The organism is Polyangiaceae bacterium, assembly GCA_020633205.1.
Classification (GTDB): domain Bacteria; phylum Myxococcota_A; class Polyangia; order Polyangiales; family Polyangiaceae; genus JAHBVY01.
In genome coordinates this window covers 23863-41921 of the sequence record JACKEB010000013.1, presented here as the reverse complement: position 1 = coordinate 41921, position 18059 = coordinate 23863, and the positions used below count along the sequence as shown (strand labels likewise).

Here is an 18059-nt window from a genome sequence, read left to right as displayed (position 1 = left end):
GTTGGCCTCGACAGATCCACGAGAAGCCGTTTCGACACCCAAGTCGCAGCTCATTGCAAGTTGAATCGGTGACGTGGCAGCCAATTCGCGCGCTTTTGCGCTTTCCAACGAACCCAGCGGTGGGTTGGCACGCATGCGTCCGCGCATGGCAGGGAGGCTCACCCATGGGACGAGCGAAGATTCGCGCCATCCCCACGTGAGAATTCACACATGGCAAATCGCGCACCAAAGAACCAAGTGTTGCCGCACCGGAATCGCCGCGGCGTTTCCGTGGCAGAATGGCTGGTTTCCGGGCCTACATTGTCGAAAAACGCTCGAGGAATTCTGCAGCGAAGATGTAACCACACGTAACCACATGGGTATTGTTTGTACGAACGGAACATGAACCCGAGCGCTTATCGCTTTTCTCGACTCAAAGGTTCTCACCTGCGTTCACCCGGCTAGGCTAGTCGAGTGCGGCGGACGGGGCCTGCTCCCGCAGGGAACAGCACCGCGTCGTACTCCTCTCCAATCAAATGTCGCGCACGGCGATGCGCGACGTCGCGAGGTTCCCATGGGGCAAACTCCACACGACGCTGAGGTTCGCTCAGTGTCCCATGAGCAGACGAGGCACGCGGCGCGCTGGCTTCGACGCCACAAGCACTGGCTTGGCATCGGTGCGATGTCAGCAACCCTCGCCGCATTGCCCCTCGGATGCAAAGGCACCGTCGGTTCGGCGGGTGGCTCCGATGGTTCGGGCAGCAGCACCGGGAACGGCGGCAGCGGTACGGTAGCTCCCAACGCGATCCCGCAAGCGAGCCGGATCCCGCGGCTGAATCACGAGCAGTACGACAACACCATCCAAGATCTCTTCAACGCGCCCCAGCTCACTCCGTCGAACTCCCTCCCCCCCGAGGCCGTCGGCAGCATGGATGATCGCGCTTGGACTGGTTACAAGGATTCGGCTGCTGCTCTCGCGAAGACAGCAATTTCCACGCCGGCAATTCACGACTTCATCCTGCCGTGCACCCCAAGTGGGGATGGCGCCGCCTGCGCCAGCCAGTTCATCACGAGCTTTGGCGCGCGAGTGTTTCGCAGGCCACTCACCAGCGCCGAGCAAACGCGCTTCGAGACCTTGTACGCCAAGCGCGCAGAGACGACCGCGACCGGTAGCTTCGATGAAGGCATCGAGCTGTTGCTCGAAGGCTTTCTCCAGTCTCCAAGCTTCCTAAGTCGCGCGGAACTCTCGACGGAGCGCGTCGGCGACAACATTCGGTTGAACGGCTACGAGCTCGCGAGCCGCCTGAGCTATGCGCTGTGGGACAGCATGCCGGACCAGGCGCTCTTCGACGCGGCGGCCAAGGACGAACTCAGCACCGAAGAGCAGATCCGCGCCCAAGCCCTGCGCATGCTCAAGGAGCCGCGGGCACACGACATGGTGCGCACCTTCCACGAGCGCTACCTGCGTATGGAGGGCACGGAGGGCGCGCGCTGGACGGATTTCGTACGCGACGAGACGCTGTTTCCGGCGTTCAAGTCGGAGACGATCCCCTACCTGAAGGAAGAGACGCTCCGCTACGTCGACTACATCGTGTTCGAGAAACAGGCGGGCTTCCAAGGCTTGCTCACGGACAACACCGCCTTCGTGAACAACCTCACGGCGCCTCTGTACGGCCTCGATGGCACCGCCTACGGGACCGAACTCACCCAGGCGACGCTGGACCCGACCCAGCGCTCCGGCTTGTTCACCCGTGTCGGCTTCTTGGCCTCCCACGCTCAAGTGGTACGAACGTCACCTATCCTGCGCGGCGCCCTGATTCAGAAGTACGTGCTCTGCCGCAAGATTGGCTCGCCACCCGCTGGCGCCGAGATGACGCCGCTCCCAGAAATCACGCCGGACATTGTTACCACACGGCAACGGGTAACGGTGCAGACGTCTCCAGACGAGTGCAACTTCTGCCACAGCGTCATCAACCCGACCGGGTTCCCGTTCGAGCACTACAACGCCGTCGGCTCCTGGCAAGACATGGACACCGGCAAGCCAGTCGACAGCACTGGCACGGCGCTGTTCGGGGAACGGGAGGTCGCCTACCAGGGACCGGTGGACTTCTCCAAGGCGCTGGGCGACGCGCCGGAAGCCCAGAGCTGCTACGCGAAGAACTGGGTGGAGTTTGCCTTCGGCAGGCGAGCTGAAGGCATCGACCTGAAGATCATCGATACCCTGGCCAAGAAGATGCAAAGCCCGGACTACAAGATCCTCGACCTCTTGGTGGACATCGTCGTCACAGACACCTTCAAGAGCCGCGCACCGGAGGCACCATGAACAAGAAGACGCTGACGACTCGTCGCAACTTCCTGCGCGGCCTGGGCGGTGTCGCCCTGGGGATCCCGCTCTTGGGTTCACTCGCGGGTCGCGCGCTGGCCGCACCTGGAGATCCCATCAAGCGCTTGATCATCCTGTTCACCCCCAACGGCGTGAATATGGATCGCTTCTTCCCGAACGTGGACTCCGGCGCCATCACCGCCGCGTCTCTCCAAGGGCGCGCCCTCGAACCCATGAGCAGCTTTGCGGATCGCCTATTGGTTCCGCGAGGTATTCATATGGTGCCCCGAGGGTTCGGCTGGGATCAAATCCCCGGCGACGACCACATGAAAGGCATGGCGTGCAAGCTGACGGCGCAGCCCACGACGGATCCTGACATCTTCGCTGCGGGGGAGTCGGTGGACTTCGCCGCGGCACGCAGCCTGAACGTCGGTGGTAAGGCGCCGCTCGTGATCCAGGTCGGGCGTAACGGCAACAACGTCTTGAACTACTGCTCCTACGCAGGCCCCGGCACGCCGTACGCGGGAGAGAACAATCCGTACAACGTGTACCGTGCCTTCACAGGCTTGATCTCGGGCTCCGAAGGCGATGACCGCGTGATGAAGCGCGGACAGAGCATGGTCGACCTCGTGCGCGAGGACTTGAACGAGCTCAAGCGCACGCCGATGAGCGGCGAAGACACCAAGCTGCTCGACGACTGGCTAGCGCTCGTGCGTGACGTCGAGACGGGCATGAGCTCTGCGTGCTCTCCGGACACGGTCGCGGCGCTCGATCTGAACGGGGTCGATCGCTACGACATGATGGACAGCAACACCGTGGGCAGCGACGGCGAGTTCAATGAAGTCGCCAAGCTAATGATGAAGCTCACCGCGCTCACCATGGCATGCGACGTCAATCGCGTAGCCACCATCAAGTTCTCGAGCGGCGCCTCTGGGCCGACCTTCCGCTGGGATGGCATGAACCACGAGTTCAATCACCACCAGCTCTCCCACCGCAACGGACGTGATGATGCGGAGGGCGGCGACATCCCCGGTATCGAGAACTTCATCACCGAAGTCGACTCGTACTACGCGAGCCGGATGAACGACCTCTTGACCTACCTCGAGATGTTCAACGGTTCGTCCGGCACGATGCTCGACGACAGCGTGGTGATGTGGATCAGCGAGCTGTCTGACGGCAAGGCTCATGACTTCCGCAACCTGCCCATCGTAATCGCCGGTTCTGGTGGCGGATACCTGCGTCAAGGTCAGGTCATCGATTGCTCCAAGGACGGCGACCTGATGGCCCAGTCTGGCGCGCCTCACAATCGCTTGCTGACGACTCTGCTCAACGCAGTTGGAGCGACGGACGACGGCGGTCAGCCGTACTCCGCCTTCGGCGACCTGAGCTACGGTGAGCAGGGTGAGTTCGACAAGTTGAAAGCGTAGCCGCGAGACCGCGGCGCGCGCGTTTCAACGCGGAAAGATTGGTAAGGTCTGCAGTCGGGTGTTGGGCGCCAGTGGCATGAGCCAGCCCGACTGCGGACAGGTGATGGTGCTGAAGCCTAAATCCGCACGGTTTGCCAGCGTTTCTACTGCGCCGTTCCGCTCGAACTGCACCTGAACACCTGCCCCGCCAGTGAGCAAATCACCGATCCGCGCCTGGATAGTCGGGCTCCACTGATTGCCCCGCGCGCAGCGTCGCTGTCCGGTGCGCAGGTTGGTCAAGCAGAGCCCTTCGTCGCTCTTCAGGTTGCGCTTGCTTCCGTTGTCCGCGAGCTCCACTGGTCCAATCCACAACGTCACCTCACGGCTGGCCGGAAGTGCACTCCCCGACGCGCAGATCGCCGCTGGTGGACCGGCGCTCGCGGCTTGGCGATCTCCAAAGGCGAACAGCGCAGCACCGGACACGCCGACCACCGCGACGATGGCGAAGATCACAGCCGCGCCTAGTCCGAGGGCGAGACCGATCGCGAAACGATTCGAGCGGGCCGGAGGTGGAGGCCCGTAGCCGCCCGAAGGAGAGGGACCACCTGGCGTGGGCATCGCCAGCTGTGCAGGCGAAGCTAGGGCTTGGCCTGGCGTGCTGGAAGCGAAGGCGGTGCTGGTTTCTGCGGAGTGTTCACCGCTCACGGACGGCTGGGAGAAGCTGGCTGAGTTACTAGCCGGCTGACTTATATTTCCTCGCGGTAACTGACCCGGGGAGTAAGCTGTAGGCAACGCGGACGGCGCCTGGGCGCTCGACACCGCGCTGGAGCTACCTCCCGAGAGCGGCGCGGGGGTGTACCCGGGAGCGGCGACCTGCGTCGCAGCGAGCTCTTCCTGAGACGCCGGCATCTGCGATGAGCGCAACGCCTCCACCAAGGCCGCGCCGTCCGGCAGCCGCTTCTCGGGTTCGAGGCTCAGGCACTGCCGCAGCCAGCGCAGATCCGGTCGAGCATCGAGCGCCGAGAAACGCCCCGGTTCGCTCTTCATGCGACGATAGGCGATGGCGTAGTCCGCCAGGTTGCGCGCGTTCTGTACGCCGCTCGGGTGACCCGGGAGGAACATGCGCCAGGCCATCACACCAAAGGCGAACACGTCGACTGCCGGCGCGTTCATCGAGCCGCCCCAGGCCGCATCGAGGGTCTCCGGCGCCATATAGGATGGCGTTCCGACGATGTGCCCAGCTTGGGTGAGCTTGCGCCCCCCGGTCGGCGCGAGCGCAATGCCAAAGTCGATCAGCTTGACGTGCTCCGCCACTTCCGGTTCCGCAAGAAAGCGATCGTCGGCCAGGACGTTGTCGAGCTTGAGGTCACGGTGGACGATCTTGCGCGCGTGGATGAACGCGAGCGCCTCCGCGAGATGCGTGAGCAACAAACGCCTTCGTCGGGCGTCGAAACGAGGGTCGTTCAGCAGCCCACCGACAGGCATGCCGTCGATGTAAGTGACGACGAGACCAAGCATGCCCTCGTTCACGTCTTCAAACAGTCCATGACACGGAACGATGGAAGGATGCCGCAGTTGTGCGAGCTGATGCGCCTCACGCCGCACTCGCTCGATGCCATCGGGATTGGCTTGCACCAAGTCCACCAGCTTGACCGCCCTCGGCGCCGATGGATCGAGAGGGTCACGCACACGCCAAACAGAGCCCTGACCGCCTGCAGCCAGCGGGGCCACCAGCTCGTAGCGATCGAGGCGCATTCCAGGGCGTAAGTGGTCCATTCGGCGGGTCCGGCGAGCCCTTGCCGGGCAACGGGTCGGGGCTCGGTGGGAGTCTACGCTGCAATCCTGCGCGTCGGGGTGTAGGATTCTCCGGAAGTGGAGCCGGAAGCTGCAGCGATGGTCGTCATCTGTCCCGCATGCGGGAGGCACGTCGCAATTCCCAGCGGACAGACCGTACCCCCGCCATGCGACGGATGCGGAGCAGATCTCCGCCACGCGATGGGAAACGTGGATGAACGCACGGACCTGAACTCCCACACCCCGTTCGGCACCGCCGTGATGCGGCGCCCCGACATCGCGGGCGGCGTCCCCTCCGGGCCTGATACCACCAAGATGGCCCAGCCCATCACCGAGGATCTGGAGCGCACCGCGGCCAGCCCCGGCTTCGAGCCGGTCGCAGCCAAGCGACGCGCGGCCTCCCAGCTCGCGCTCGCAGCAACCGAGCCCGCCGGGCCTAGCCCCATCGGCCTGGATAGCACGCTCCAGAGCCGCACCGACTCAAAGGCCGCAGCGGAGCAGCTGCGCGCACGGTTTCCTCAGGTCGACGTTGTTTCCACAGGGAACGAACTCAACGAAGCGGCGGGCAAAGGCGTGCGGTGGGTCGACTCCGACGTTGCGCCGACCATCGAACAAACCGAGATCGCCGGGGCGCCGGCACCGACCCCCGCCGCGTGGGAAGTCCCTCCACCCAACTTCCAGCCTCCGATGCCACCCCTCGGTAGCCCCGCCAGCAAGGCTGGGCTTCACTGGGGGATCTGGGTGGTGCTGCTAGTGGTTGTACTCGGGATGCTGGCTGCGGTCGTGGTGGCGGTGCTGTATGGGGCTCTCTAAGCTAGTCGGCGTCGCGTGCGTTTCTCTGTGCGTTGCCGCCTGTAGTTCCGATTCCGACGGCGGAAGCGGTTCCGCAGGGCAATCGAGCGGGGGAAGCAGCGGCGCCGCTGGTCAAGCCGGCAGCGCCGGCGCCGGTGGCGGTGCTGGCTCCAGCGGCAGTGGAGGCAGTGCTGGCACGAGCGGCAGTGCTGGCTCCAGCGGCAGTGCTGGCTCCAGCGCAACGCTTACCCCGAGTTGCTTCCAGGCGCCTTCGCCTGACATGGTGATCCGCTACGGCGACTTTTTCGCTGAGTCGACTTGGAACGACCCGCAGGTGCTCAAGCAGCCAGACGGCAGCTACGTGATGTACGCCTCGGCGTCGGTGAGCTTCACCAATCCGATCATCGTGCGCGTCTACCGTCTGACCTCACCAGATGCGCGAAACTGGACCCTCAACCCGATGACCCCAGTGCTCGAAGCCAGCGGCACGATGGAGAGCGTGGAGACGCCGAGCGTGGTCTTGTTCAAGGGCAAGTACCACCTGTTCGTCACGACCTACACCGACCAGCTAGACGTCACCACCTACCACATCGCTCAGGCGACGAGCGACGACGGCGTCAACTTCACTTTGGCAAACGCAGCGCTCGTCGCGCCCACGGGGGACGCCTACGACTTCAACGGCATCATCGTTGGTGAGCCGGGCGCAGTGGTGGTTGGCGACGAGCTGTTCCTGTACTTCACGTCGGTCGGCGTCGACAGCACGACGATGCAGTCTCACCAGGTGATCGGATTGGTCACGTCGGGCGACGGCGTGACGTTCTCTACCCCAGAGGTCGCGCTGAGACCAGACCCGGCGCTGTATCCGCGCGGTGATGGTTGGATTGGTTTCTCCACGCCGTTCGCGGCGGTGATCGACGGCAAGGTGCAGCTCTTCACCGACGTCGCCAACGACAAGCACGACGACGCGCACGACGCCGACTGGCTTCAGGTTGCGCTCCAGCTGTCTGTGTCTGAAGACGGCAAGTCGAACTTCACTCAGTACCCGGATCCGATCTTCCAACGCTCGGACTTCAGCTGGACGGGTCGCGAGATCCGCTCCGTAGCCGTATTGGAAGACACGGATCGCGTGCGCATGTGGTTCGCTGGCGACGAGATCGTCTCGCGAGACGCGTCAGGCAACCTCATGTTCACCCCCAACGTCTGGGGCATTGGGTACGCAGAGTGTGTGCGATGAGCACGCACTCCAAAAGCGGCTGTGCGTGCGCTAGACTCCCGCGATGCGTCACCTTCGGTTCGCTCTAGTCGTCGCTGCACTGCTTCCGGCATGCAAAAACGACGCGCAAGACGTCTCTGCCGAGTCCACCGCTAGCACTGCTCAAGGGAGCTTCAGCGCCGTGGAGCTCTCTCCCAATCAAGGTGACTTGCCTGCACTGCTAGCCTCGGAGGCGGCGAAGGCGAGCGCGAAGGGACAGAAGCCATTCGTCGAGGTTCACGCCGGTTGGTGCATGCCCTGTAAGCAGCTTGAAGCAAGCCTCGGAGACCCGATGATGCAGGACGCCTTCAAAGGCACCTACCAGATCCGTCTGGACAGTGACGCGTGGGGCAACCAGCTGATGAAAGCTGGCATCAACGCCAACGGCATTCCCGCCTTCTTCGAGCTCGACGCTCAAGGCAAGCCGACAGGGCGCACCATCGACGGTGGCGCCTGGGACGAGAACATCCCCAAGAACATGGCGCCGCCGCTAAAGCGGTTCTTTCACCCCGCCTGATTCGCTCCGCTGCCACCAAGAATCACGTGGCCGTGATCATGCCTCCAGGGCACGGCGTAGCCGCCTGCGCAAGTCGAGCAGCTCTGCTTCTTCCGCACGGATCACGCCACCCGACCAGGTCAGCACTTGCGCCGGACGCGCGTCAGGGTCCAGCACCGGAATGACGTGAATGTGCAAGTGCGCGCATGACATCGGGACATCACTACGAGGTGTACCCAAGGATGCCACGTAGCAGCGCGCTGGCTCGAGCGTGCGCTCCAACGCGCAAGCGACGCGTTGAGCCAGCGCGCTCATCGCGAGCCAGGTCTCACTCGGGAGCTCGACGAAACGCACCACGTGCCTTCGCGGCACGATCAGCACCTGACCGAAGGCCACCCCGAGCCGAGGCAGCAAACAGACGAAATCCGGCTGCTCCCACAAACTCACCGCCCCGCCCATCCCACGAATCAGCTCGCAGGCCAGGCATTTTCCCGGTGGCAACTCGATGTTCGCCACCGCGGCGTCTCGGGAGATGCGCTCCGGCATGAGTCACCACATGATACGCTTACGCCACCCCGGAGGGCGAGTGGGCGTCTTGCGCTGCACTACCAATGGTGTGCCGAAGGGAATGGTTACCTTGACGTCCAGCGCGCCGTTCTTCTCGGTCTCCGACAGCGCCTTGACGAGCTCAGCTGCCTGATCTGGCGCGTAGTCTGCTGAGCTGAACGCCAAGCAGGCCGCGAAGCGCTGCTCGAAGTCCGCGCTAGGGTCGTTGGCCACCTCGATGCGGTCCCAGCGTTCAGCAAGGTCCGTATGCCAGCTCGGAGCGGGTTGCGAAACCTGAGGAGCGATAGCGCTCAGCAGTCGCTTATCCCGCTCCAGGCGCTCACGCACAGCAGACGTGTCCACCTCCCAGGTGTCAATCATCGACTCGTTCACCAGGACGAACTCGCGGAACGCAGGCCGCGCTTCGAGCTCACGCATGCCCTCGCCGGGATGCTTGGGGTCCCAGCTGTGATAGACCACGGCCAGCGAGCGGATCACCTCGTTTGCCAGCGCGGTCCCGACGGCGACGATGCCACGTTCATTGCGGAACTCCCAACCGTCGCCGTCCAGGCGCCCGACCATCGCCTCGGGCTTGAGGCGAACCTTCACCAGCACGTGACCGTAGGTATCGCTCTCCCCCCAACCTCGACTAGTTCCCCACGGATTCACCCAGGCGAAGCGCCGCAGGCCCAGATCCTTCTCGAGCAGGCGGCGTGAGACCCGGCTCAAGGCAAAGTCCGAGGAGTTGCGCATCAACTCCAGGCGCCGATCGAAGAACGCTCGGCTGCCATCGTCCGCGCGGTCCTTGATCAGCAACCGACGGCGACTCCGGAGTTCGTTCAGCTGGGCGGTGGTGGTCCAGGTGTAGAACTCGCGACGCAGATAGTCACCGCGGGTGACGCCAGAGTTCGCGAGGTACAGCTCATCGTCCGCGCTCAGCGTCACCGTCGGCGCCTCACGCGGAGCCACCGAAGCTGCGGCGGTGACCGCTGTCGCGGGTAAATCGGCACTCGCCGTGGCAGCCGGAGTTTCCGGGCTCGCCGTAGAGGACACTGCACTGGGAGCCTGCTCGGCTTTCGCGCATCCGGCGCAACCGAGCGCGACCACCACCCAAGCCGGCACACGCATGGCGAATGTTACGGCCGTGATCTGCGAAAGTTCTCAACCTTGTGCCGAGGTTTGAGATAGAGACCTTTCGCCGATCGGAAGCCCCTCCGAAGGCTCCTTCGGGATGAGTCGAGTTGGTGCGATGGAGCCCAAAACAAGCGAACAAACATCCCTGGGCAGACTCGAGCTGCGGGAAGCGCTGAGCACCCAGCCGAGCGGGGTGCTGTATCGGGCTCACGACACCGACTTGGAACGCGACGTGGCGGTGCTGCTGCTTGCCCCGGACTCCACTGCGGCAGAGCGCGCTCGCGCCATGACCCGCGCGAAGGCCCTGGCGCAGTCCAACCACCCAAACCTACAGCGGGTTTACGCGACGACCACCGAAGGTGAGCGGCAATACATCACCCTAGAGCTCGTGAGTGGCACACCGCTCAGCTCCTGGCTTGCCCAACCTCACACCGACGCTGGCCAAGTGCTCGACTACTTCCTTCAAGCTGGACGCGGACTCGCCGCCGCGCACGCCGAAGGAGTTACTCACACCAATTTCCATCCGGATAACATAATCATCGACGCTTTCGGCCGGGCTCGCTTGGTGAACATCGAGCAGGGCGCCAGCGAAAGCAAGAGCGCGGTAGGCGGCGTCAACTCGGACCGTCGTGCGTTCTGCCGCGAGCTACTCGCTGCCCTCGCTGAGTGCGGGGGGCCGCCTGAAGTTCGCACGGCCCTCGAAGCAGCAGTCGACACGACCCAAGGACCTAGCCTGAGCGACCTCATTGACACCCTCGAGAGCTCCCTTCAGCGCACCGATGACGAACACCTACGACTCCTGATGGAGCGCCTGCAGCGGCTGTGGCTCGACGGGATCCTCGATGCTTCCCTGGGGCACCAAAGCGCGGCCCCACTACCCATGGAAGACCTCTCCGAAGTGGTCGCGCCGGCATGGGAGGGCTCGGCGATAACACCGGGATCCACAACGCGAGAACTCTCGGATCTCCTGATCCAAGCGCACTCGGGGTTGTTGCTCGTGGGGGCTCCCGGTGCGGGAAAGACAATCGCGTTGCTGGAGCTAGCAAAGGAACTCCTGCAGCGGGCAAAGCGTTCGTCAACGAGTCCGGTGCCCGTCGTCTTGAACCTCTCGTCCTTCGAGGGCCAACGGGAGTTGTTGCCCTGGGTGGTCGATGAGATGGTCTCCAAGTACAGCTTGCCTCGGCCTTCGGTGGAACGTTGGCTCGAGCACGATCAGCTCGTCTTGTTGCTCGACGCCCTGGATGAGGTCGCACCACGCCAGCGCAAGGCGTGCATCGAATCGCTGAATCATTTCCTCAAGGATCATGCCCCGCTGATGGTCGTGACTTCGAGGGAGGAAGAGTACCAAAGCGCAGGAGCGAAACTCGCTCTGGGTAGCGCGGCTCGCCTACCGCCGCTTACCACGGAAAGCGGACGCGCTTTGCTTCAGCACCTCGGACTGGACGCCATGCAGCTTCCCGCCACTGCCCCCGAAGAGCACCGGACACCACTCTGGCTCAAGCTAGTTGGCGAGAGCGACCCGAACGGATCGCTGGCCGGGGCGGAGTCGACGCTGAATGACGCCTACGAGCGCCTGCTCTCAAAAGCGTTCAGGCCTGAGGAGCGTTCCGCCGCGCTGCCCCGACTCGTGTTCTTGGCGAAGGCCATGACACGCACCGACACCAGCGACGTTTGGCTCGAGCGCCTCTCACCCCAGTGGCTACCTCGCTATGTCGACCGCGCAATCGTCTGGTTTCTGGCGATCACCTGCATCTTGCTCGTGCAAGTTCCGCTCTCTCTGGGCGTCGCCCGGCTGACTCAACGAGCACCCGGAATGACGGCAGCGCTGGTGCTTGGCCCCCTGCCGGTGATCGCGATTCTCACTCAGGGGTTCCGCCTCAAGGCGCTGGAGAAGCTGCGCTGGTCTTGGCGAGTCGCGCTTCGACGGGCCCCACGCAACGTAGCGATTGGCAGCGCTGTCGGCGCAGTGATCGGACTAGCGCAGCATGACCTCGCCTACGCCCCGCTGTGCGGCGGCGTCGGGCTGCTGCTTACGCTGATTAACGCCCTGGACAGCGCCGACAAGCCTGGCAGCGTCGCCCCCAACGCGGGCACCCACTACTCGCTTAGAAACGCGCTAGTCCTCGCGAGTATCGGGGGGCCTCCCGTTGGCCTGATCTACGCCTATGGCTGGTGGCCCTTCTTCGTGGATGTCGCACACAGCGACGTCGCGCAGTGGAGCGACCCGAGCTTGCCCGTAGCCGCATGCGTGGCGATGTTCTCGTGGCACATCGTCTTTTTTCCGTACGGAGGAGCATTTGTGAGCTTGCACTGGTGCCTCCGCTGTGTGCTCGCGTGGCGTACGCCCCTGCCCCTCAAGCTGGTGCCCTTTCTCGACGACTGCGTGCGGCGGGGCCTGTTACGGCGCATCGGTGGCGGGTACTTGTTCGTGCACCGCACACTCCAGGCCTACTTGGCAGGCATGAGCGAAGGCGCCCCGACGACCTTCAACGACTCGTCGTCGAGGGACGCGAGGTAATCCAGCAGCTCTCGATGCATGAATAGGTAACCGCCACCAACCCGTCGCAAGATACCTGCGTGAGCGGCGTCATCCAAGAACGGCACCAGAGCCAACGGAAGCGGGGTGCGCAACGCGAGCACGAGGCGCAGCGCGAGGTGATACGCGATGGCCGCACCGCCATAGACGAAGAAAAGCGTCGCCCCAAGCAGTACGCCCGTTCGCACCGCGAGCTGACCGTGGTTGTTCCACACGCCCCCGGGACGAAACAGCGGTTCGAGGACCAACGGCATCACGACGTAGGCTAGGCCAACTGAGGTCACGAGCCCCGTAGGCAGCGAGATGGTGAGCGCAGTGATCAAGCTCTGCCGCAACCCGGCGCCGGGTTCCGCTGGCGCTTCTTGGTTGCCTGGTTCGAGTCCCATGGTGAACGCCGCGATGACGCCGACCAACGCGGTGTAGGCGATATTGGTCCAGAGGCCGCCGAGTGGACTGGCAATGGTCGATGCGTCGGCACCGGGGACCCAGTACCGCAGGCCCATCGCTGCCCCGATTGCTCCGCAGGAAATCACCGCTGCAGGCAGCCAGCGTAACGCGCGCTTCCACGACCACCGCAGGCCCTCCACCGCGCGTACCTCGAACGTCCTCAGCAAGGCAAAGCACGTCACCGCGGCACCAACGGAGGTGATGACCGAAGGCAGCGTGGTGAGCCCTAGTGCTTTCTGCACCCCGACGCCCAGTAAAAGTATCCCCGCGGTAATAAACAGCGCACCTAGCAGGCGCGCGAGCCAGCGTTCCCAAGGCGCAAGCAGCCAGCTTGCTTGCAGTCGCTCGAGCCAGATATCGCTGGTGCCCCGACGATTCATGGCACGCGCCAGCCAGCGCAACCCCAGGGCAACCTGGCTGCGAGCCTCGGGTTGATTGCTGGCGCGCGAGAGCAGGTGCGCGACGTAGTGCGCGTACAGACGTCGACGCAGCCGCGAACCTTGAGCATCCAAGAGATCCCCGGCTCCGCTGCTCGAGGCAAGTCGCAGCATCAAAGGGTTGCACAAGAGCTCTCGAAGGTCTGGATCCTGTGACCATTGCTCCAGCAGAGGCGCGGCCTGGGAGCGCCGGAGCACCCCCAACGCGAGCGCCTCGTTCACCGGCGTCACGCGCACCGTTCCACCCAGGTCGGGTGGGTCGCTTAGGTCCGCGTACACCGTCTCGCGACACGTGATCACCAAACCGGCGTGCGCTCCTTCGAGGCTCAGTGAGCGGAGGGAGGCGATACATGCATCACGCCGTGTCTCCGGCACCTCGTCGAGCCCATCGAACATCAACACGAGGGCGTGACGGGCGATCCACTGCTGCGCCCAGCGGCTCGGCAAACCGTACTTGGTGTGGAGCTCGGCGGCCAGCCACGTCGCAAACGGTACATCGGGGTCAAACGCAGCCAAGCTGATCACCACAGGTACCGGCTCCGCGAAGTCAACCTGCGCCCGGCGCAGCAGCGCCCGCGTCAAGGACAAGAGCGCGGTAGTCTTGCCTGCTCCGGGTGCGCCGATGATCGTGAGCGAGCGCTGCGCGCCGTCGAAGAGGTCATCCAGCTCGAGGATGCTCCGCGCCTCGACCCGCCGCGCGAAACGCAGCTCTTTCGGGTCAGAGGCGGCACGCCTCCCTCGGTCAGTCACTGGCGATGGAGTCACGGAGAAGCGCTGCAAATCCTCACGGAATATTGGCTCGAGCCCGATCGCCAAAGGCTCTGCGCCAGACAGCGACTCCGCGAGCAGGCCCTTAAGCCACAGCTCGTCGACGCGTTTGAGTAGCAGGCTGCGCTGGCGTTCGTCCGAGCCGGGAGACAGGTGGCGAGCCAACGCGGCGATCAGCGCTTGCATGCTTGGCCAGCGCCGCTCCGGGTCGCGCTCCAGACCGCGCTCCAGCGCCAAGACCAGTTGCTCAATGACGTGTTCATCGCCGAGCGCGGCGCGCGGTTTCAGCGCGTCGCGAAGCGCGACGCAGAAGCTGTACTGATCGCTCAGCGGACTCGGCGCGAGCCCCAGCACTACCTCGGGCGCCATGAAGTGAGGGGTTCCGCCCGTCAATCGACTCGTCGGCGCACCGGAACCCAGGTCAGCAGTCTCGATCCAGGCCAGACCGAAGTCGGCCACGCGCACGCGACCGTCTTGGCCGACCAGCACGTTCTCAGGCTTGAAGTCCTGATGGATCACGCCAGCGTCATGCGCGGCGGCCAAGCCTTCCGCCGCCTGTAGAAAGAGGGAGACCACCTCACGCCAGCGTGCCTGAGGGTGCGTGTCCAGCCAATTCCGCAGGGTACCGCCCGCGACGTACTCCATCGACACGAAGGTGTCGCCTTCCGTCGTCTCGAGATCGTAAACGGCGACCACGCAGGGATGGGACAGGCGTGCCAGCGCCCGGGCTTCTGCTCGCAACCGTCGGCGCTGTTGTTCCACCGCTTGGTGCCTCAGCACTTTCACGGCAACCGTGCGCTCCAGGGTCGGATCGTAAGCGCGGTACACGATACCCATCGCGCCCTCACCCAGCTTCTGCTGGATCTCCAAGCGCCCCACCTTCACGCCAGCGTCAGACTTCTCCCGTGCGCCGAGGATGGCGGCAATCGCGAAGCGCTTCTCGATGCGCGTCGGCGCTGCTGGCCTCAGCGCTCGCAGCGCCGAGAGGCGGTCGCTTTCCAATGCCGTGTCGGACACGGGGGGAGTTTCACCTCCGCCGCGCCCGCGACCAAAGGGCAATGCGCCTCAGTCGTCGGAATCAGTGTCGAGCTGAAACATGCTGCGCAGGCTCTCGCGTTCCTGGTCGCTCCCTGGCAAGCGATTCATTTCGTCTCGCAGTAGCTCCCGCGCTCGGTGGAGCCGGCTCTTGACGGTACCCGCTGGGATCTCCAAGGCCTCCGCCAGCTCCGCCACGGAGAGCTCCTCCCAGTAGTAGAGCTCGATAGCCATCTGCAGGTCCAACGGCAGGCGCTGAAGCGCCTCCACCAGGAGGCGTTGCTCCGCGCGCTGAATCGCGATCGTCGAGAGCCCCGGAGCGAGGTCCATGATCGAGCTGCTACCGACGTCCTCCACCGCGCGCGCGGCGTCTCGGACCTTGCCGCGGATGAACTCGAAGACCACATTGCGCGCGATCCCAAACAGGAACGCTCGGAAACTTGAATCACCGCGGAACTGCGCGCCCTTGTCGAGGCACACCAGAAAGACCCGTTGGACGAGATCGTCTGCGTGAGCCCCAGCTTTGGTACGCAAGAAGCGCGCGACGGAGTCGTAGTGACGCTCGATCAGCTCCTCGCCGGCCTCACGCTCCCCAGCGAGCCAACTCGCGAACAGTTCCTTGTCGTCCGTCACCAGCCGGGAAGCTAGCACGCTCTGAGAGTCGTTCGGCTGACTCACGAGCAACAACCTGGGTTTCATCGGGCCCTCGTATTTGACACGGGGAAGGGTTCGGGGGTGAGAGCGAGCCGTACAGAAACGCATGCCTCGCCCCCACCCCCTTTCTCTCGAAGCGTCATCACTCCGCGAGATAGGTCACGTCGATTCCCAGCGTGCTCGGTGAGAAGTTCGCGCGATCCGAACTGCTGTCGAAGTCGCTCGCGATGTCGAACTGCAGGCGGAACTGGCACAGATCCCCGAGCGCGGCGCGATTCGTGTAGTCAGCTTCGAGTACCGAGGTCACGTCCTTCGATTTCTCAACCAGCGTATCGAAGTGGGTGAACTGACCCAGCGACTGTAGAGCGGGTGCGGAGAACGAGGTCTTGTCGAGCGCCGCGAAGTCGACCTCCTGCAACGTGAGGTTTCCGTGCCCGACGTAGGGCGTCCCGATGACTTGAACCTGCTCGACTCTCAGCTTGGCCTCCTCGAACTCCAGCACTCCGTCGGGTAGCGTGGACATGTCCACCGTGAGAAAGCCGCGATACTCGCGGTTGTCGTTGGCGTCGCCGACGAGAATCGCGGAGCCGCCGGCGACGAAGTTCGCGCCTTCTACAAAGCCGGTCAGCGCCGGGACGGGCTTGAGCGCCGCGGTCCTAAGTCGCGCCCCGGTGAAGTGGTACTCGGGGTCCGTCTCGAGAGCGTTGCCGGCGAGGTCCGTCGCCGTGGTGTTGATCTTGTAGGCGAACTCGAAGCCGGGGAGATCCTTGATACCCACGTTTCGATACTTGAGCGGCGCATTGGGCGTGATGGTGAGGACATCTCCGGCCGCGTTCCACTCCATGGTGGCTTGACCAGCCGGAATGTCCGGCGACTCGTAGGCGGCCTCGGTCGCAGCCTGGTCCATCGGCTCGCTGAACGTGATGACGATCTTCGCATCGTCGCGCACGCCGACGGCGCCGTCTGCCGGGAGCGCTTCGACGATGCGCGGGGGCGTGGTGTCTTCTTCCACACCGCCTGTGCCACCGCTCGCGGCGCCGGCACTTCCGCCATTCCCCGCGGAACCACCCACGGCACTTCCGGCGCTGCCTGCGTCGCCGCCTGCGCCGGCGCTGCCAGCTTGACCGCCGCTGCCTGCGTTGCCGCTGCCAGAGCTACCGCCGCTTCCGGCGTCGCCACCGCTACCGGCCGCGCTGCCACCAACGCCTGCCGTTGCTCCCTCTCCCCCAACCGAGGATCCGCCGTCCGAACCACCACAGGCGGCAACCAACAGACCCACGGAGACCAGACTCAACACTGAACTTGCACGAACTCGCATGACACATTCCTCCGATTGATGACGCTTCTCAGCCGACCGAGCGACGCAGGCTGCGTGCTTCGTGGCTTCAATGGGCAAGTGACGAAGGGCGGCGATCGGTTCGCGAAAAACTGGAAAATGTCAGACGAGCGCCGATTTACAGCGGAAGAAGACGCTGTCGCCAATGGTGACCTGAGACAGCACCCGGAGTCCGGCGGCCTCGCACGCCCGCTCCAGCTCCCCGCAGTCGAAGAACAGGAACTCCGTCTTGAGCTCGATCATCTGGCCGTCTTCGAGACTCGAGAGTTGCAGCACGGTCACCAAGCACCTGCGTTGCTGATCGTAGCTCCACGCCTCTTCGACGCGCGCACCCCCGGCCACTGAGGGCAAATCCATCCACGGGACCACACCTCGCCCACCGGCGACATGCCACGACTGGCAAGTCAGCACGTCGAAGTGCACCTCGCCGTCATCGCGACAGTGAATCGCGGCAGTGCGGAGCAGCCTTTGGGCATCTGCTCGTTGTGGGAGGCAGCCTACGACGTTGAACGGCAACAGCACCCGGTCGAACTGAGCACCAAGTCTGATCGTGCGGGCATCCCCTTGAACCACCACCGGAGGCGGCGCTCGGAGTTCGCGCTGGAGCACAGCCAACATCGCCGCTGAGTGGTCCACCGCCGTCGTGTCGTGGCCGGCGGTGACGAGCTGCGAAGTGATACGCCCCGTCCCGCATCCCAACTCAAGCACCGTCGTTGGTCCAGGCTCAGTGCAGCGACGGTAGTACTCCACGTCCGTATCCCGCACGGAAAAGGCCCGTGCGAAGTACTCAGCATAGAGTTCTGCCGAGCTACTCAAGGAGCGTCAATAACCCGCGAGATCGGCGAGCAAGTCGCTCCAGCGCTCGATATCTTCATCGGTCGCACCCGGGACCCGCTCCAGCGCAGGTGGATTTTCCACGCTGCCTTCTTGTGCGAAGTACTCCGCTAGGCCGAGCTCCGCGGGCTCGCCACCCCCAGCAATGTCCAGGTAGCCCTTGATAGCCTTCTGCAACGCGAGTTCTTCAGCAGAGGAGTCGCCGTTCGCCGCCGCTAGTTCCTCAACCAATTTATCCGCAACGCCCCGATACGGATCTGACATGGGCGAACTCTTTCCCCAAAGCCGAC

At 64.2% G+C, this 18059-nt stretch carries 14 protein-coding genes; 6 read left to right on the top strand and 8 right to left on the bottom strand.

Going from position 1 to position 18059, the window contains the following annotated elements; translation table 11 throughout:
• The first annotated feature begins 661 nt into the window (after positions 1-661).
• Together H6718_16505 and H6718_16500 are read left to right on the top strand one after the other, a co-directional pair.
• Entirely contained in the window at positions 662-2302 is a 1641-nt protein-coding gene (locus H6718_16505) for a DUF1592 domain-containing protein (GenBank protein ID MCB9587002.1), read from the top strand.
• Positions 2299-3729 carry a DUF1552 domain-containing protein gene (locus tag H6718_16500; protein ID MCB9587001.1) on the top strand — a complete coding sequence of 477 codons (1431 nt, stop codon included), beginning with the start codon at positions 2299-2301 and terminating at the stop codon, positions 3727-3729. Before H6718_16505 ends, H6718_16500 begins: the two co-directional genes overlap by 4 nt.
• 24 nt (positions 3730-3753) lie before the next feature.
• Here H6718_16500 and H6718_16495 read toward each other — a convergent pair whose 3' ends face one another.
• Complete coding sequence (locus tag H6718_16495) at positions 3754-5484, bottom strand: serine/threonine protein kinase (protein ID MCB9587000.1); 1731 nt, start codon at positions 5482-5484, stop codon at positions 3754-3756.
• Positions 5485-5703: 219 nt separating this feature from the next.
• Between H6718_16495 and H6718_16490 the strand changes: the two genes are divergently transcribed.
• The 3 genes from H6718_16490 to H6718_16480 are packed head-to-tail and all read left to right on the top strand — an operon-like array spanning position 5704 to position 8063.
• Positions 5704-6315 (top strand): hypothetical protein, encoded by a 612-nt coding sequence (locus tag H6718_16490; protein MCB9586999.1) that lies wholly within the window; start codon positions 5704-5706, stop codon positions 6313-6315.
• Positions 6302-7528 (top strand): hypothetical protein, encoded by a 1227-nt coding sequence (locus tag H6718_16485; protein ID MCB9586998.1) that lies wholly within the window; start codon positions 6302-6304, stop codon positions 7526-7528. Before H6718_16490 ends, H6718_16485 begins: the two co-directional genes overlap by 14 nt.
• A 43-nt stretch (positions 7529-7571) precedes the next feature.
• Positions 7572-8063, top strand: a complete 492-nt coding sequence (locus H6718_16480; GenBank protein MCB9586997.1) for a hypothetical protein — start codon at positions 7572-7574, stop codon at positions 8061-8063.
• Positions 8064-8099: 36 nt separating this feature from the next.
• Here the strand turns inward: H6718_16480 and H6718_16475 are convergent, their stop codons facing one another.
• Positions 8100-8588, bottom strand: a complete 489-nt coding sequence (locus H6718_16475) for an HIT family protein (protein ID MCB9586996.1) — start codon at positions 8586-8588, stop codon at positions 8100-8102.
• Between the two features lie 3 nt (positions 8589-8591).
• On the bottom strand, positions 8592-9716 hold the full coding sequence (locus H6718_16470) for a hypothetical protein (GenBank protein ID MCB9586995.1): 1125 nt from the start codon (positions 9714-9716) through the stop codon (positions 8592-8594).
• Positions 9717-9819: 103 nt separating this feature from the next.
• Here H6718_16470 and H6718_16465 point away from each other — a divergent pair, with 103 nt between their 5' ends.
• The gene (locus H6718_16465) at positions 9820-12240 is read left to right on the top strand and encodes an NACHT domain-containing protein (GenBank protein MCB9586994.1); all 2421 of its coding nucleotides are present in this window, start codon (positions 9820-9822) and stop codon (positions 12238-12240) included.
• On the opposite strand, the gene H6718_16460 is transcribed toward H6718_16465, so the two are convergent.
• The 5 genes from H6718_16460 to H6718_16440 all read right to left on the bottom strand — a co-directional run bounded on the left by H6718_16460 (position 12171) and on the right by H6718_16440 (position 18033).
• Positions 12171-14927 (bottom strand): protein kinase, encoded by a 2757-nt coding sequence (locus H6718_16460; GenBank protein ID MCB9586993.1) that lies wholly within the window; start codon positions 14925-14927, stop codon positions 12171-12173. The genes H6718_16465 and H6718_16460 overlap by 70 nt on opposite strands.
• A 48-nt stretch (positions 14928-14975) precedes the next feature.
• Entirely contained in the window at positions 14976-15644 is a 669-nt protein-coding gene (locus H6718_16455; GenBank protein ID MCB9586992.1) for an RNA polymerase sigma factor, read from the bottom strand.
• 97 nt (positions 15645-15741) lie between these two features.
• Entirely contained in the window at positions 15742-16917 is a 1176-nt protein-coding gene (locus H6718_16450) for an Ig-like domain-containing protein (protein ID MCB9586991.1), read from the bottom strand.
• A gap of 120 nt (positions 16918-17037) precedes the next feature.
• Entirely contained in the window at positions 17038-17751 is a 714-nt protein-coding gene (locus H6718_16445; GenBank protein MCB9586990.1) for a class I SAM-dependent methyltransferase, read from the bottom strand.
• A gap of 6 nt (positions 17752-17757) precedes the next feature.
• The gene (locus H6718_16440; protein ID MCB9586989.1) at positions 17758-18033 is read right to left on the bottom strand and encodes a hypothetical protein; all 276 of its coding nucleotides are present in this window, start codon (positions 18031-18033) and stop codon (positions 17758-17760) included.
• Between the last annotated feature and the right edge of the window lie 26 nt (positions 18034-18059).

Excerpts from the sequence above, each read along its gene's own strand:
- H6718_16505 (MCB9587002.1), top strand. The coding sequence starts at position 662 with ATGTCAGCAACCCTCGCCGCATTGCCCCTCGGATGCAAAGGCACCGTC.
- H6718_16500 (MCB9587001.1), top strand. The coding sequence starts at position 2,299 with ATGAACAAGAAGACGCTGACGACTCGTCGCAACTTCCTGCGCGGCCTG.
- H6718_16495 (MCB9587000.1), bottom strand. The coding sequence starts at position 5,484 with ATGGACCACTTACGCCCTGGAATGCGCCTCGATCGCTACGAGCTGGTG.
- H6718_16490 (MCB9586999.1), top strand. The coding sequence starts at position 5,704 with ATGGGAAACGTGGATGAACGCACGGACCTGAACTCCCACACCCCGTTC.
- H6718_16485 (MCB9586998.1), top strand. The coding sequence starts at position 6,302 with ATGGGGCTCTCTAAGCTAGTCGGCGTCGCGTGCGTTTCTCTGTGCGTT.
- H6718_16480 (MCB9586997.1), top strand. The coding sequence starts at position 7,572 with ATGCGTCACCTTCGGTTCGCTCTAGTCGTCGCTGCACTGCTTCCGGCA.
- H6718_16475 (MCB9586996.1), bottom strand. The coding sequence starts at position 8,588 with ATGCCGGAGCGCATCTCCCGAGACGCCGCGGTGGCGAACATCGAGTTG.
- H6718_16470 (MCB9586995.1), bottom strand. The coding sequence starts at position 9,716 with ATGCGTGTGCCGGCTTGGGTGGTGGTCGCGCTCGGTTGCGCCGGATGC.
- H6718_16465 (MCB9586994.1), top strand. The coding sequence starts at position 9,820 with ATGAGTCGAGTTGGTGCGATGGAGCCCAAAACAAGCGAACAAACATCC.
- H6718_16455 (MCB9586992.1), bottom strand. The coding sequence starts at position 15,644 with ATGAAACCCAGGTTGTTGCTCGTGAGTCAGCCGAACGACTCTCAGAGC.
- H6718_16450 (MCB9586991.1), bottom strand. The coding sequence starts at position 16,917 with ATGCGAGTTCGTGCAAGTTCAGTGTTGAGTCTGGTCTCCGTGGGTCTG.
- H6718_16440 (MCB9586989.1), bottom strand. The coding sequence starts at position 18,033 with ATGTCAGATCCGTATCGGGGCGTTGCGGATAAATTGGTTGAGGAACTA.